We start from the raw sequence: 14,624 nt of genomic DNA, 5'->3' as shown, positions 1-14,624 counted from the left end.
GGCCGGTGGCAGCCGGCGTTCTCCTGGTCGCGCCTCCACCGTCAGCCCGCAAGATCGAAGTTGCCGGACTGGCCATAGACGGCCAGCGCGATCGTCGTCACGACGATCGCCGAGACGATCAGTGAGGTGCGCACCGCCCGTCCGACCGCCACCCCCACGCCGGAGGGTCCGCCCTTGGCGGTGAAGCCGTAGAACGTGTGCACCAGCATGATCACCGCGGCCATCGCAATCGATTGCGCTAGTGACCAGTTCAGATCGCTGGGGTTCAGGAAGGTGTTGAAGTAGTGGTCGTAGACACCGCTGGACTGGCCGTAGACGGCGGTGGTGCCAACCCGCGCCGCGGTGAACGACATGAGCAGTCCCACGCAATAAAGGGGGATCACCACGACCACCCCCGCGATCACCCGAGTCGACGCCAGATAAGCGATGCTACGAATACCGATGACCTCAAGGGCGTCGATCTCCTCGTTGATCCGCATCGCCCCCAGCTGCGCGGTGGCCCCCGCACCGATGGTGGCCGACAACGCGATCGCGGTGGTCCCCGGCGCGATGATGCGGACGTTGAGGAAGGCCGAAGCGAAACCGGTCAGCGCCTCGACACCAATGTTGGCGAACTGGTTATAACCCTGCACGGCAATGACCGCACCGGTCGAGAGGGTGAGAAATCCGACGATGGCGACGGTGCCACCGATGATGGCGAGGGCCCCCACACCAAGGCCCATCTGGGCGATAAGCCGCAAGACCTCTTTGCGGTAGTGCACAATCGCGACGCCGATGGACGTCACCGTCCGGAAGTGGAATTCAGTCTGAGCGCCGATCCGGTTCCAGCTCGCAACCCAACTATGGCCGACCGCACTCAACCGGGAAGGCACACCGGCCATCGGACTGCTCACAGGGTGGCCTCCACCCCGACCGCGGTGATGACGATGTTGATGGCGAACAACGCCATGAACGTGAACACCACCGTCTCGTTCACCGCATTGCCGACCCCGGCCGGCCCACCTCCAACTGAAATGCCTTTGTAACAGGCAATCAGGCCGGCCACCGCGCCGAAGATCGCACCCTTGATCAACGCGATGACAATCTCTGCGACACCAGTCAGCAGCGTGAAACCAGCGACGAAGTTGCCCGGAGACACCTGCTGGACGTAGACACAGAAGAAATAGGCACCGGTCAGCCCCACCAGTATCACCGTCGAGGCCAGCGCGGTGGCTACCGTGCCTGCCGCAAGCACCCGCGGAACGACCAAAGCCTGGATCGGGTCGATCCCCATCACCCGAAGCGCATCGAGTTCGTCGCGGATCGTCCGCGATCCCAGGTCTGCGCACATGGCGGTTGCACCGGCGCCGGCGATCACCAGAACCGTTGCCAACGGGCCGATCTGAGTAACGGTGCCCAACGCCGCACCGGTACCAGACAGATCGGCAGCACCGAACTCGTTCAACAGGATGTTCAAGGTGAACACCAACAACACCGAGTAAGGGATGGTCAGCATCAACGCAGGCACCAGCGACACTTTGGCGACGAACAACGTCTGTACCAGGTACTCACGCCAGGCCGGCTTCGTGGTGAACAGCGTGAGCAGGACCTCGACCGTCATCGTGAAGAACTCACCGGTCGCACGCAGTGGCCCGGTGACCGTAGACGCGACCACGGCCGCGCCCATCCGGGTCACCCGTGGCTCCGCGTGGGAGGGGTGTTGTTGTCGAGCATCGGAACCCACTTCTCCAACCGCGCTGATCGCCCGCCAGCGTCGTTACTGGTGGTGTGGATTCAGCAAGGATCCGGCTACAGCGCCGTTAGAGACATCGGTAGGTACCGCAGACTTACTACTTAAGTGGGCGATGTCGACGCACACGGTCTCTTCAGCGGCTAGCCGCCAGCCGTTCTAGCAGGGGACGGGTGCGATAGGGCACAGCCTGACGCACGACGACCGACACCACGGTGCGTTCGATCCCAGGAACGGCAAGGATCAGTCCGGCCACCCGATACAGGTCATCGGCATCGACGGTGTTGACCTCGATGTGCAGATCTGCCGCACCCGAGATCCCCACCACCTCGGCGACTTCCGGGATTGCGGACAACCGCTTAATGACCGGCTCCAGCTTGTGCTGATCGACGACGGCTGCGACGAATGCCCGCAACGGATAGCCGAGCGCGCGCGGCGATACACATCGATCGACCGGTGCCAACGCTCGATGCTCATACCACCGGGAAAGCCTGGACTGCACGGTGTTTCGTGCCAGATCGAGCATTGCCGCCAGTTGCACACCCGAAGCCCGGGGCATCTCACACAACGCCAGCAGAAGACGGGCATCGGTCCTATCGAAGTTGACCATACTGCGCAGTATGCCTTCTGAGTGACCGCTCAAATGAGCTGATTGACCAATTTTTGATCAGGATCTTGTGCAGATTGCAGATCTGCTGATTGGGTTTCGCCTCGACGTCGGCACTGCTCGAGATCGAGCATTCTTTCTGGGAGGTTCCCGTGTTCGAAGCTGAGGAGTTCGTCCAACTCGTCACCGAGACCGGGATCCGCCAGGAGCATCCGCTCTACTCCAGCTTCGTGACGGACATCGACGCGGCGGCGCTACGCGACCTCTATGAGGATCTCGTGGTGGTGCGCCGGATCGATTCGGAAGCCACGGCGCTACAGCGGCAGGGTGAACTCGGGCTCTGGGCGCCGCTGCGGGGCCAAGAGGCCGCACAGGTCGGGTCGGCGCGCGCGCTGGAGACCGACGATTTCGCCTTCCCCAGTTATCGCGAGCACGGCGTCGCCTATTGCCGAGGCGTGGATCCTGCCCACATGCTGCGGTTCTGGCGCGGCTCAACGCACTCGGGCTGGGATCCGTTCCAGTACCGGATGACCACGCCGGCCATCGTCGTCGGCTCCCAGGCCCTGCACGCAGTCGGCTACGCGATGGGCATCGACCTCGATTCCGCGGACTCCGCTGTGATCACCTACTTCGGCGACGGCGCCACCAGCCAGGGCGATATCTCCGAAGCGCTTTGCTTTGCCGCCAGTTTCGCCGCTCCGGTCGTCTTCTTCTGCCAGAACAACCAGTGGGCGATATCCGAACCGGTGAGTCTGCAATCACGTGTCACGCTCTCCCGACGTGGCCCGGGGTTCGGCATCCCTGCTGTCCGTGTGGACGGAAACGACGTGCTGGCGGTGCTGGCCACCACCCGCGCGGCACTACAGAGCGCGCGAAAAGGGAACGGTCCCATTCTCATCGAGGCCGTGACCTATCGCATGGGCCCGCACACGACGTCGGACGATCCGTCACGTTATCGACCGAGCACGCTCGACGAGGATTGGCGCCGTCGCGACCCCCTGGACCGGATCCGAAATCTGCTCGAGACCGAGGGTGCGATCGACACCGACTTTCTGCGTCGCATCGAGGATCGCGCTGACGCAACCGCAGCCGCGCTGCGCCGGGGCTGTCTGGAAACGATCGAGCCCCAACCGCTGTCGATGTTCGACAACGTCTACGCCCAACCACACCCGCTGATCGACGAGGAGCGCGATCAGTTCGCCACCTATCTGTCGACACTGGAAGAAGCCGAGCAATGACAGCCGCACCAGCTCCCGAAGCTCTACCGCTCGGTAGGGCACTCAACGCCGGGTTGCGTCAAGCACTACACCGTGACCCGAAGGTGGTGCTGATGGGCGAGGATATCGGCACGCTTGGCGGGGTCTTTCGGATCACCGATGGCCTGCTCGCCGATTTCGGATCCGGCCGCGTCATAGACACCCCGTTGGCAGAGTCTGGAATCATCGGGACGGCAATTGGATTGGCCATGCGTGGATACCGCCCGGTATGTGAGATCCAATTCGACGGATTCATCTACCCGGCCTTCGACCAGATCGTCTCCCAGCTCGCAAAACTGCGGTATCGCACCGGCGGTGCAGTTGCGATGCCGATCACGATCCGAGTGCCCTACGGAGGCGGAATCGGTGCCATCGAACATCATTCCGAGTCCCCAGAGGGCTATTTCGCTGCAACTGCCGGACTTCGGGTGGTGACGTGCAGCAACGCTGCCGACGCATACCAGATGATTCAGCAGGCTATCGCCTGCGACGACCCGGTGCTCTTCTTCGAGCCCAAGCGCCGGTACTGGGAAAAAGGACCGTTGTCGTACAACGGTGACGACTATCCGCTGCACCGGGCCCGGGTGCTGACCCCGGGGGAAACTGCGACGCTGGTGAGCTACGGACCGCTGGTGACCGTCGCCTTGCAGGCCGCTGAGGCGGCCCGGGACGAGGGCAAGTCGCTGGAGGTGATCGACCTGAGATCACTTGCGCCACTGGATACTGAGACGGTTGCCACCTCGGTGCGCAAGACCGGCCGGCTGATCATCGCGCACGAGGCACCGGTGTTCCTCGGCATCGGCGCCGAGCTGGCTGCGCGAATCACCGAGCGGTGCTTCTATCACCTTGAGGCCCCGGTTGCTCGTGTCGGCGGGTTCGGCCTGCCCTATCCCCCGGCCAAGGTCGAGCACCACTATCTGCCCGACGTCGACCGCATCCTAGCCGCAGTTGATGCGGCGCTCACGGCCTGAGATAGGACTCCCGATGGCGACAATCAATACCTTCCGCCTGCCCGATCTCGGAGAGGGCCTGACCGAAGCCGACCTGCTGTCGTGGTCGGTGGCGGTCGGTGATCAGGTCACCCTCAACCAGATCATCGCCGAGGTCGAGACTGCCAAAGCACTGGTGGAACTACCAAGTCCGTACACGGGGACGGTGCATACCCTCCATGTCCCGCCCGGCGCCACCGTCAGCGTGGGTGCGCCGCTGATCGACATCGAGACAGCCGGGGATACCGATGTCCCACCGGACAAACCACCCTCCCGGGCGGAGACCCGGACGCCGGTGCTGGTCGGATACGGTGTGGCCGAGCCTCCCCCGCGTCGACGCCGGACGAACACCGGGTCTGGTCCGACCCTCCCTCACCACGGGTCGCCCCCGAAAGCGCCCGGGCGACCGATGGCATCTCCGCCGGTGCGATTCGCTGCACGCAACAACGATGTCGATCTCGCCGACGTGGAACCTACTGGCGCACAGGGAGAGATCACCCGGGCAGACTTAGAGCGCTTCCTACAGGACCGCCGCGGCGAGCTGACGCCGCCCACCACACCGATCGAGCCTGAACCCACTAGACCCGGCGAGACCCGCACACCCGTTACCGGCGTGCGCAAGCACACCGCCGAAGCGATGGTCCACAGTGCCTTCACTGCACCGCATGTCACGATATTCGTCGATGTCGACATCACACCAACGCTGGAGTTGGTCGATCATCTCCGTGGCTCTGGCCATTTCGCCGGCATCCGGCTGACGCCGCTGGCAATGGTGGCTCGCGCGCTGACTGTGGCCCTGCGTACCAACCCCAGTCTCAACGCGACCTGGGATGAACCGCGCCACGAGATCGTCACCAAGAACTACGTCAACCTGGGAATTGCCGCCGCCACCCCCCGTGGCCTGACGGTGCCCAACATCAAAAATGCCCATCACCTGAGCCTTCGGGCAATGGCACAGGCGCTAGCCGAACTGACCGCCCTGGCGCGCGAAGGGAAGACACCGCCGGCCGACCTGACTGGCGGCACGATCACCATCACCAACATCGGTGTCTTCGGAATCGATTCGGGTACACCGATTCTCAACCCCGGTGAGGCTGCGATTCTCTGCTTCGGATCGATTCGCAGGCGGCCATGGGAGTATCAAGGCCAGGTCTGTCTGCGCTCGGTCACCACGCTGAGTCTGGCGTTCGACCATCGCCTGGCCGACGGCGAACAAGGCGCCAAACTGCTGGCTGACGTAGCCGGCATCCTGGCCGACCCGACATCCCTGATCGCGCTGGCCTGATCGCCATCGCGCACCGAACCATAGGCAGAAGGAACTCCATCATGACGGCTGCAGATTGCGACGTCGTCGTCCTCGGCGGCGGATCGGGCGGATATGCCGCCGCCTTGCGGGCGGCCCAACTGGGCATGAGTGTGACGCTGGTCGAGCAGGACAAGGTTGGCGGAACCTGTCTGCACCGGGGCTGCATCCCAACGAAAGCACTCGCCCACATCGCTGACGTAGTCGATACCATCGGTAAAGCAGCCGAATTGGGTATCCAGGCCGCACTGGCCGACTTTGATCTGGCCACCGCGCGTCGGCATCAGAACGCCATCGTTGACCGACTGCATCACGGCCTTCAGGGCTTGATCAGCAGTCGAGGCATCGAGGTGGTCTCTGGAGTCGGCCACTATGCCGGCGGCACCGGCGTTGTTGTCGGAAGCCGCAGAATCACCGGCCGTGGGCTGATCATCGCCACCGGTGCGCAACCGCGCGGCTTGCCCGGAGTCGAACTCGGCGAGCGCATACTCACCAGTGATTCGGCGCTGACGCATCCGGTGGTCCCCGACAATGTGGTGATCCTGGGCGGTGGTGTCATCGGCATCGAATTTGCCAGCATCTGGTCACATCTCGGGGCCACCGTCACGATCGTCGAGGCGCTCCCCCGGCTGGTGGCCGGCGAGGACGAGTGGACGTCCACAATGATCACCCGGGCAATGACCAAGCGTGGCATCGCCGTCATGACCAGTACCGTCGTCGCCAGCGCGATCGATACCGGGTCCACTGTCCGGATCACCCTCGACAACGACACCCAGTTGGAGGCCGAGGCGCTTCTCGTTGCGGTCGGTCGCCGGCCCAGAACCTCCGGTATCGGACTGACAGAGCATGGAATCGGGCTCGACGAACAGGGATTCGTGCGGGTGGACGCTCAACTGCGCACCGATGTGCCCGGGGTGTTCGCCGTCGGCGACATCGTCTCCGGGCCGCAACTCGCCCACCGCGGGTTCCAGCACGGCGTCTTCGTCGCCGAGCAACTCGCCGGGAATACCACGCGACTGGTGCCCGAAGCCCACATTCCCCGGGTTGCCTACAGTACGCCACAGGTAGCCTCGGTGGGCTTCACCGAAAAAGCAGCCCGACAACAGTTCTCGTCGGTTCGCGCCGCCGTCTACGACCTCGCCGGCAACGCGAAGAGCCTTATCCTTGGAGCCGCCGGCGCGGTCAAGGTCATCAGTGCCGACGACACCGTAGTCGGCATCCATCTCGTCGGCGACCGAGTCGGCGAGTTGATCGGGGAAGCACAGCTCATCGTCAGCTGGGGGGCACAGCCCGAAGATGTCGCCGATCTCATCCACGCACATCCGACCCAGAACGAGGCACTCGGCGAGGCGCACCTTGCCCTTGCCGGCAGGGCACTGCACGCACCTCGATAGCCCCGAGATTGGAGCGCGATGACCACCACCACAACTACCGAAACGGCCGTGTTCGACCGGCCGGACATGGCACCGGGCCTGCCCCATGAGCAGGTCGTGTTCTGCGAAGACGCCGATACCGGTCTACGGGCAATCATCGGAATCCACTCCACCGTTCTCGGTCCGGCGCTCGGGGGGACACGGTATTACCCCTACGCCGACTCCGGCGCCGCACTGACCGACGTACTGCGGTTGTCCCGCGGCATGACCTACAAGGCCGCACTGGCCGGCGTCGATCTCGGCGGGGGCAAGGCTGTCATCGTCGGCGACCCAACCCACTCGAAAACCGTTGCCGCGCTGCGTGCCTACGGGCGTTTCGTCGACACTCTCGGCGGTCGGTACATTACCGCGGGCGATATCGGCATCGGCGCTGAGGATCTGGACGTCATCGGCGGGCAAACCAGCCACGTCGTCGGCCGCACCGTTCGCGCCGGGGGCTCGGGTAACAGCGGTCCGGCCACTGCCCTTGGCGTATTTCGCGCGATGCTTGCTGCAGCCGAAAGGGTCTGGGGTGGAACATCGCTTGCCGGCCGACTGGTCGGCGTGGAGGGTCTGGGCAAAGTCGGCGGCGAGCTGGTCGAACTGTTGTCGGGAGCAGGCGCCCGCGTCGTGGTCACCGATGTCGACCCCACCGCTATCCAGCGCATCGCCACACGGTTTCCGTCAGTAACGGTGTGCGACGACATGTCCGGTGTCGACCTCGACATCTACGCACCATGTGCACTCGGCGCAACACTCACAACGGCTTCGGTGGCGCGGTTGACCGCCTCGATCGTCTGCGGAGCGGCGAACAATCAGTTGCACACCCCAGACGTCGAACAGCTCCTGCACGATCGTGGCGTCGTGTGGGTTCCCGACTACGTCGCCAACTCCGGTGGCCTGATCCAGGTTGCTGCCGAACTGCACGGCCGAGATGACCTGTGGGTACGTCGCCACGTCAACGCGATCTACGACACCACATTGGAGATTCTGCGCCACGCTTGCGAACGTGGATCCAGGCCAGGCACCATCGCCGACGGAATTGCCGAAGCTCGGCTGGCTGCTGTCCGCGGAACTCAGGCCTAGGCCGACGAGTCCTGCTCCGCGGCAGCCCGCTGGTGGACCACCCAGGCAGCGATCTGACTGCGCGAACCAAACCCGAGTTTGGTCAGTAGATGCTGCACATGCGCCTCGACCGTACGCCGCGACAGTATCAAGGTATCGGCGATCTCCTGATTGCTGCGGCCCTCGGCAACCAACTCAGCGATCTGGCGCTCTCGTTTGGTGGGCTTGACACCGTCCCCCATGGTGAACGACGGCCCGGATTCCTTAAGCGCGTAAGCCACCGCCGCCTCAACTGTCATCTGACGGCCCTCCCGATGGGCGGTCTGGAACGGGCGTAATCCCAGACGGCGAGCTAGTTTTGCGCTCTCCTCCCGATTCCGGCGAAATGCCGGAACGGTGGCCGCGGACATGCCCATGCGCTGCCAGACCCCGTCTGCGGCACCCAGTAACACCGCCGCTCGATGTAGCTGGCCAGCCGTCGCGGTGACCCAAGCCAGGCCCTCGAGACACTCGGCCACACCGAGACGGTCCTGTAAGGGCCGTTTGAGTCGCAATGCGGCAGACAACATCTCGAGTGCTGTATCGGTGTCGTCGCGGTTCCATGCATCAATCCCCGAGGCCCACAACGAGAACGACCAGATCCAAGACTCGCCGTACGGCACCGTCATACGCTCACACCGAATATGCGCCTCGGCCACTTTCTCCGATTCGCCGCGCAGCATCGAGACAATGCCGAACAACGCGTTGGCGAATGCGGCAGCAGAGTTGTCATCGCGAGCTTCGAACTGTCCAATGGCGTCGGCGAATAACTCAGAGGCCAGTGCCGTATCGTCACTCACCAACGCCAGCAGACCTCGTCCTTCGGTCACGTAGGCGCGCCCCTCGGAGGCGTCTAGCTGTTCGCAGAGTTGCGCCGCTTCGTCGAGCATCGGCTCGGCCGAGGCAGTATCCCCGCGCACGGTGGCCAAGCTGGCGGCCACATACAGAGCGCGAATCCGCTCGCTGCTCGCAGCGATAGCCGTCGCCAGCATACGCTCCAACCAATACGCGCCTTCACCGATCAGACCAGTCAGCAGCCAGTAGTGGTAGAGCGAACTTGCCAGCGTCAACCCGGCCACGGACTCGCCCGGCTGCTCTACGCAGAACTCCAGTGCCGCACGCAGATTCGCGATATCGTCGCACAGAATCCGCAACCGTTCGTTGCGACTACCCGTGCGCCAGTCCAGGAAAGTCTGACGCACAACTTCGAGATACCAGTCACGGTGACGACGCCGCCAGGTCAACACCGCGGCGGGACTCGCCTCCAGGATCGACTGTCCGAACTGCCTGATGGTCTGTAACAGCCGGTAGCGCACCCGACCCTCAGCTTCGTCACGGATCAGGATCGATTTGTCCACCAACGAAGTCAACAGCAGCATTATTTCGAAGGCGGGCAGGTCATCGTCAGCGCAAATCGCCTCGGCGGCATCGAGTTCCACGGCACCGGAGAACACCGACAGCCGGGACCACAGCAGCTGTTCTTTCGGCTCACACAGGTCGTAGCTCCATCCCATGGACGCGGTCAGGGTGCGGTGCCGCAGCGGGCCACCCCGGCGTGCGCCGTCGAGCAGATCAGGCCGAGCGATCAGCAGCTCGACGATCTGTTCTAGGGACAGCGCACGCAGCCGCACCGCAGCCAGCTCAAGAGCGAGCGGCAGGCCGTCGAGGGTTCGACACAGCTCGGCCACCTGCCGATGGTTGGATGACGACAGCTCGAACGTCGGCAGCACCGATCTGGCGCGCTCAACGAATAATTCGACGGCGTCGTACTGGCCGAACGCCTCCAACGGACAGTCCGGCGCCGGAACCGTCAACGGCAGAATCGGAAAGGTGTGCTCTCCGGGCACTGCGAGCAACTCCCGGCTGGTGGTCAGGATTGTGAGCCGCGGGTTGACCCTCAGGAGGGTGTCCACGAGATCGGCACATGGACCGACCATCTGCTCGCAGTTGTCCAACACCAACAGCATGCGGCGGTCGCCGATCTGAACAGCCAGCATGTCCGCCGTCCATCGGTGCATCGCGCCGGTCAAACCCATTGCCCCGGCAACCAGTTGGCCGATCAGTTCGCCATCTTGCAAATCGGCCACCGAAACGTAAGCAGTGCCGTCGGGAAAAGCCTGCCGACCCCGGCGGGCTGCCTGCAATGCCAGCCGGGTCTTGCCGGCGCCACCCACACCGGTGACGGTGACCAACCGCGCTCGAGTGAGCAGATTCGACAGCTGCTTTAGTTCACGAGAGCGGCCGACGAAACGACTGGACTCGGCCGGGAGACCGACGCTCGGCGCGTTCCCTGCTGACGAGGCCATAGGTTTTCTGCGTGTCTCCTTCGGAACGGTCCGACCAGTATCGCCCATGGCAGCGGTGACCCGCAGGGCAACGGCGGCAATACCGGCGACAGTTCGGCCCCGAACGTCGGCTGCTGTCAGTGCAGCGTCGCGCGATTTCCGCTGTCTATCGATCTGACAGTAATTTTCACGTTCAGCGGATCCCCGTCTGACAGAAGCGAGACCAACTCGGGTTCCTCGGCCAGGGCCAGGAAGCGGCTGTTATCGGCCGCTAGCCTGCCGATGATGACGCCGGTGCGCACTGGCCAGTCGTAGCGCACCGAATAGGTCTCGATCACCCCGGCACCGTTGGCATTGCGGGTGACTGCCACCTTCGGTAGGGCGGCGATATCGGCCTGCAGCTCCTTACTGCGGTCCGGCACCCAATCGGTCGGGGTCGTCGAGTACACGCCCACCGAATACTTGCTCATCACGCCGCCGTTGGCGCCCACCAGTCCGAACGCGCCCGGCTTGTCCCGCATTGCGACGACAGTCTCGGCGATACCGTGCAACGAATAGTTGTTGCCCGGTCCACCGAAGTACGGCAGGCCGCCGGTCAGGGTGAGTCCGCGTGGGTCGTCGGCAGCCAGTCCGAAATCGTCACACACAGCGAAGACCGGGAACGGGAAGCAGCTGTAGAGGTCGAAGGTGGCCACGTCGTCGATGCCGATTCCGGTGCCACGAAGAGCTTCTGCCACAGCTTGCTTCGACGAATAGCTGACGCTGACGTCTTCGCGGTCCAGCAGGTCCTGCTCCCGCTGATCCGCGTGCCCGTGCAGGTAGACCCATTTCTCTTCGGCCACGCCGAGTTTGCGTGCGGCCTCCACCGACATGATCAGCGCGGCGGCGCCTTGATTGACCGTGTCGCGGGCCACCATCAGGCGCGGGTAGGGGTCGCAGATCATCCGGTTCTCGGCGCTGACAGTGGCCAATTCCTCGACCGAACGCTCGATCGGTGACGACGAAAATGGGTTCTTGGCAGCCACTTTCGAGAACGGCGCGAACAGTTCAGCCATCTGACGCCGGTACTCGTCGACACCGAGGCCCAGCCGCTTGCGGCGGGCATTGTCCAGTAGCCCGTACTGCACGGGCGCGCCAGTCAGTCCATGGTTGGCGGTGTACTCGCTCATGTACTGCTCGAACCCGTAGCCCCGGTCGTCGAGCTGGCCGCCGACGGTCTCGCTGTGGTCGGGCTTCTGGTCGCGGCCCGCGAACGTCTTCAGTGTCGAGCCGTTCTCCGAACCGAGAATCAACGCGACCTCGATATCGCCTGCCGCGATCGCGCCGCCGAACTCCGAGACCAACTTCTGCGGGCCGTTGCCACCGATCGGCTCGAGCACCGCACGGGCGGGGTTGGCGCCGACGCGCTGCGCAACCGAGCGGATGTAGTTGTCGGAGCAGCCAAGCGGCGCGCTGGCGAAGGGTGTGCAGATCTCGAACTGCCTCAGGCCGGCGAACACCTCAATAGCCTTCGCGACAGCGGCGACGTCCGCTCCGGTGTCGGCCAGCGCGGCCCGAACCGCCTCGGTGGCCAGCTCGACGGATGACATGCCGCGGTAGTCCGGATCGTCGATGCGCTCGGTGAACTGTCCGACGCCGACGATGACAGGGGTACGCGGATCGACCATAGTTCGACAGGCTAATAGAACACGTTACTGTCTGGCCAACCGGGGATCCGCCACCAGGCCGAGATAGACGTCAGGGCTGTGATCCCGGCGGAATCACAGCCCTGACGTCGAATTCGATGGCGCGCTACAGCCCCGCCAGGATCTCCCTGGCCAGTGCGGCGGTCTCCGACGGCGTCTTGCCGACCTTGACCCCGGCGGCCTCGAGAGCCTCCTTCTTGCCCTGCGCGGTGCCGGCCCCGTCGGACACGATGGCACCGGCGTGACCCATGGTCTTGCCCTCCGGCGCGGTGAAGCCAGCGACATACCCGACGACCGGCTTGGAGACGTTGGCCTGGATATAGGCGCCGGCCTTCTCCTCGGCGTCGCCGCCGATCTCGCCGATCATCACGATGATCTTGGTCTCGGGATCCTTCTCGAACGCCTCGATGGCGTCGATGTGGGTGGTGCCGATGACCGGGTCGCCGCCGATACCGATGGCGGTCGAGAAGCCGAGATCGCGCAGTTCGTACATCATTTGGTAGGTCAGCGTGCCGGACTTCGACACCAGGCCGATCGGGCCCTTGCCGGTGATGTTGTTCGGCGTGATGCCGACCAGCGACTCACCGGGGGTGATGATGCCCGGGCAGTTCGGCCCGATGATCCGGGTCTTCTCACCCTTGTCGACGTTGTAGGCCCACGCATAGGCGCTGTCCTGCACCGGGATGCCCTCGGTGATGACGACCAGCAGCGGGATCTCGGCGTCGATGGCCTCGATGATGGCGTCCTTCGAGAACGCTGGCGGCACGAAGGCGATCGACACGTCGGCGCCGGTCTCCTTCATGGCCTCCGCAACACTGCCGAACACCGGCAGCTCGATGTCGTTGCCGTCCTTGTCCTTGTGGCTGACGGTGGTCCCCGCCTTACGGGCGTTGACGCCACCGACGACCTGGGTGCCGGCCTTGAGCATCAGCGCGGTGTGCTTGGTGCCTTCACCGCCGGTGATGCCCTGGACGATGACCTTGTTGTCTTTATTCAGAAAGATCGACATATCAAGTGTCCCTTACTTGTTGGCCAGTTCGGCGGCCTTGTCGGCCCCGGAGTCCATGGTGTCGGCCTGGATGACCAGCGGATGGTTGGCCTCGGCGAGGATCCGCCGGCCTTCTTCGACGTTGTTGCCGTCCAATCGGACGACCAGCGGCTTGTTGGCCTCGTCACCGAGGATCTGCAGCGCCTTGACGATGCCGTTGGCGACCGCGTCGCACGCGGTGATGCCGCCGAACACGTTGACGAACACGCTCTTGACCTGGCTGTCGCCCAGGATGACGTCCAGACCGTTGGCCATCACCTCAGCCGACGCACCGCCACCGATGTCGAGGAAGTTGGCGGGCTTCACGCCGCCGTGCTTCTCGCCGGCGTAGGCGACGACGTCCAGGGTCGACATGACCAGACCCGCGCCGTTGCCGATGATGCCGACCTCGCCGTCGAGCTTGACGTAGTTGAGGTCGTTCTCCTTCGCCTTGAGCTCGAGCGGATCAGTGGCGTCCTTGTCCTCGAACTCGGCGTGGCCGGGCTGCCGGAAGTCGGCGTTCGCGTCCAGGGTGACCTTGCCGTCCAGCGCCAGGATCTGATCGTCCGGCGTGCGCACCAGCGGGTTGACCTCGACCAGGGTGGCGTCCTCGCCGACGAAGACCTCCCACAGCTTCTGGATGGTCACAGCGGCGGCGTCGAGCACCTCGGCAGGCAGGTGGCCCTGCTCGGCGATCGACCGGGCGAAGGCCAGATCGACACCCTTGACGGCGTCCACGGGCACCTTGGCCAGCCGCTCGGGCTTGGTGGCGGCGACCTCTTCGATCTCCATGCCGCCCTCGACCGAGCACATCGCCAAGTAGGTCCGGTTGGAGCGGTCGAGCAAGAAGGAGATGTAGTACTCCTCGGCGATGTCGCTGGCCTCGGCGACCAGCAACTTCTTGACGATGTGGCCCTTGATGTCCAGGCCGAGGATGTTCTTGGCGTGGGTGTAGGCATCCTCGGGGGTGGCGGCGAACTTGACGCCACCGGCCTTACCGCGGCCACCCACCTTGACCTGCGCCTTGACCATCACTGGCTTGCCGATTTCCTCGGCGATGGCTTTGGCGTCCTCCGGGGAGTCGGTGACCCGGCCCGGGGTGGTGGGAACGTTGTGCTTGGCGAACAGTTCCTTCGCCTGATACTCGAAAAGATCCATTGGCTCACTGTCTGGTCGGCGCTGACTGCAATTTTGATGACGTTTGTGTTGAGGAAGTCGCTCCGGGGG

12 protein-coding genes are annotated in these 14,624 nt (G+C 64.2%); 5 read left to right on the top strand and 7 right to left on the bottom strand.

Annotated features, from left to right (window positions below):
* Positions 1 to 41: 41 nt before the first annotated feature.
* The 3 genes from G6N38_RS16035 to G6N38_RS16025 form a co-directional block, all read right to left on the bottom strand.
* The gene (locus G6N38_RS16035; protein WP_163752044.1) at positions 42 to 881 is read right to left on the bottom strand and encodes an ABC transporter permease; all 840 of its coding nucleotides are present in this window, start codon (positions 879 to 881) and stop codon (positions 42 to 44) included.
* An 8-nt stretch (positions 882 to 889) separates the two neighbouring features.
* Positions 890 to 1,666 carry an MlaE family ABC transporter permease gene (locus G6N38_RS16030; RefSeq protein WP_163749086.1) on the bottom strand — a complete coding sequence of 259 codons (777 nt, stop codon included), beginning with the start codon at positions 1,664 to 1,666 and terminating at the stop codon, positions 890 to 892.
* Between the two features lie 199 nt (positions 1,667 to 1,865).
* On the bottom strand, positions 1,866 to 2,339 hold the full coding sequence (locus G6N38_RS16025; RefSeq protein WP_163749084.1) for an Lrp/AsnC family transcriptional regulator: 474 nt from the start codon (positions 2,337 to 2,339) through the stop codon (positions 1,866 to 1,868).
* Between the two features lie 149 nt (positions 2,340 to 2,488).
* Between G6N38_RS16025 and pdhA the strand changes: the two genes are divergently transcribed.
* The 5 genes from pdhA to G6N38_RS16000 are packed head-to-tail and all read left to right on the top strand — an operon-like array spanning position 2,489 to position 8,382.
* On the top strand, positions 2,489 to 3,574 hold the full coding sequence (pdhA, locus tag G6N38_RS16020; RefSeq protein ID WP_163749082.1) for a pyruvate dehydrogenase (acetyl-transferring) E1 component subunit alpha: 1,086 nt from the start codon (positions 2,489 to 2,491) through the stop codon (positions 3,572 to 3,574).
* On the top strand, positions 3,571 to 4,563 hold the full coding sequence (locus tag G6N38_RS16015) for an alpha-ketoacid dehydrogenase subunit beta (protein WP_163749080.1): 993 nt from the start codon (positions 3,571 to 3,573) through the stop codon (positions 4,561 to 4,563). The genes pdhA and G6N38_RS16015 overlap by 4 nt, the downstream gene beginning before the upstream one ends.
* A 13-nt stretch (positions 4,564 to 4,576) precedes the next feature.
* Positions 4,577 to 5,866: a dihydrolipoamide acetyltransferase family protein gene (locus G6N38_RS16010; protein WP_163749078.1), complete on the top strand. Its 1,290-nt coding sequence runs from the start codon at positions 4,577 to 4,579 to the stop codon at positions 5,864 to 5,866.
* 41 nt (positions 5,867 to 5,907) lie between these two features.
* On the top strand, positions 5,908 to 7,278 hold the full coding sequence (gene lpdA, locus G6N38_RS16005) for a dihydrolipoyl dehydrogenase (RefSeq protein WP_163749076.1): 1,371 nt from the start codon (positions 5,908 to 5,910) through the stop codon (positions 7,276 to 7,278).
* 18 nt (positions 7,279 to 7,296) lie between these two features.
* Entirely contained in the window at positions 7,297 to 8,382 is a 1,086-nt protein-coding gene (locus tag G6N38_RS16000) for a Glu/Leu/Phe/Val family dehydrogenase (protein WP_163749074.1), read from the top strand.
* Here the strand turns inward: G6N38_RS16000 and G6N38_RS15995 are convergent.
* The 4 genes from G6N38_RS15995 to sucC form a co-directional block, all read right to left on the bottom strand.
* Positions 8,379 to 10,706 carry an ATP-binding protein gene (locus G6N38_RS15995; RefSeq protein ID WP_163749072.1) on the bottom strand — a complete coding sequence of 776 codons (2,328 nt, stop codon included), beginning with the start codon at positions 10,704 to 10,706 and terminating at the stop codon, positions 8,379 to 8,381. The two genes, G6N38_RS16000 and G6N38_RS15995, sit on opposite strands and share 4 nt — an antisense overlap.
* Positions 10,707 to 10,822: 116 nt before the next feature.
* Positions 10,823 to 12,352, bottom strand: a complete 1,530-nt coding sequence (locus tag G6N38_RS15990) for an acetyl-CoA acetyltransferase (RefSeq protein ID WP_163749070.1) — start codon at positions 12,350 to 12,352, stop codon at positions 10,823 to 10,825.
* 124 nt (positions 12,353 to 12,476) lie between these two features.
* Positions 12,477 to 13,379, bottom strand: coding sequence for a succinate--CoA ligase subunit alpha (gene sucD / locus G6N38_RS15985; RefSeq protein WP_163749068.1), 903 nt, complete (start codon positions 13,377 to 13,379; stop codon positions 12,477 to 12,479).
* A 12-nt stretch (positions 13,380 to 13,391) separates the two neighbouring features.
* Positions 13,392 to 14,555 (bottom strand): ADP-forming succinate--CoA ligase subunit beta, encoded by a 1,164-nt coding sequence (gene sucC, locus G6N38_RS15980; protein WP_163749066.1) that lies wholly within the window; start codon positions 14,553 to 14,555, stop codon positions 13,392 to 13,394.
* Positions 14,556 to 14,624: the final 69 nt, after the last annotated feature.

The organism is Mycolicibacterium helvum (genome assembly GCF_010731895.1).
GTDB lineage: Bacteria > Actinomycetota > Actinomycetes > Mycobacteriales > Mycobacteriaceae > Mycobacterium > Mycobacterium helvum.
The sequence above is the reverse complement of the archived record's forward strand: the minus strand, read 5'-3'. Positions and strand labels throughout refer to the sequence as shown.

Coding starts and splice junctions, on each gene's coding strand:
- G6N38_RS16035 (WP_163752044.1), bottom strand. CDS start 881: ATGGCCGGTGTGCCTTCCCGGTTGAGTGCGGTCGGCCATAGTTGGGTT.
- G6N38_RS16030 (WP_163749086.1), bottom strand. CDS start 1,666: ATGGGCGCGGCCGTGGTCGCGTCTACGGTCACCGGGCCACTGCGTGCG.
- G6N38_RS16025 (WP_163749084.1), bottom strand. CDS start 2,339: ATGGTCAACTTCGATAGGACCGATGCCCGTCTTCTGCTGGCGTTGTGT.
- G6N38_RS16015 (WP_163749080.1), top strand. CDS start 3,571: ATGACAGCCGCACCAGCTCCCGAAGCTCTACCGCTCGGTAGGGCACTC.
- G6N38_RS16010 (WP_163749078.1), top strand. CDS start 4,577: ATGGCGACAATCAATACCTTCCGCCTGCCCGATCTCGGAGAGGGCCTG.
- lpdA (WP_163749076.1), top strand. CDS start 5,908: ATGACGGCTGCAGATTGCGACGTCGTCGTCCTCGGCGGCGGATCGGGC.
- G6N38_RS16000 (WP_163749074.1), top strand. CDS start 7,297: ATGACCACCACCACAACTACCGAAACGGCCGTGTTCGACCGGCCGGAC.
- G6N38_RS15995 (WP_163749072.1), bottom strand. CDS start 10,706: ATGGCCTCGTCAGCAGGGAACGCGCCGAGCGTCGGTCTCCCGGCCGAG.
- G6N38_RS15990 (WP_163749070.1), bottom strand. CDS start 12,352: ATGGTCGATCCGCGTACCCCTGTCATCGTCGGCGTCGGACAGTTCACC.
- sucD (WP_163749068.1), bottom strand. CDS start 13,379: ATGTCGATCTTTCTGAATAAAGACAACAAGGTCATCGTCCAGGGCATC.
- sucC (WP_163749066.1), bottom strand. CDS start 14,555: ATGGATCTTTTCGAGTATCAGGCGAAGGAACTGTTCGCCAAGCACAAC.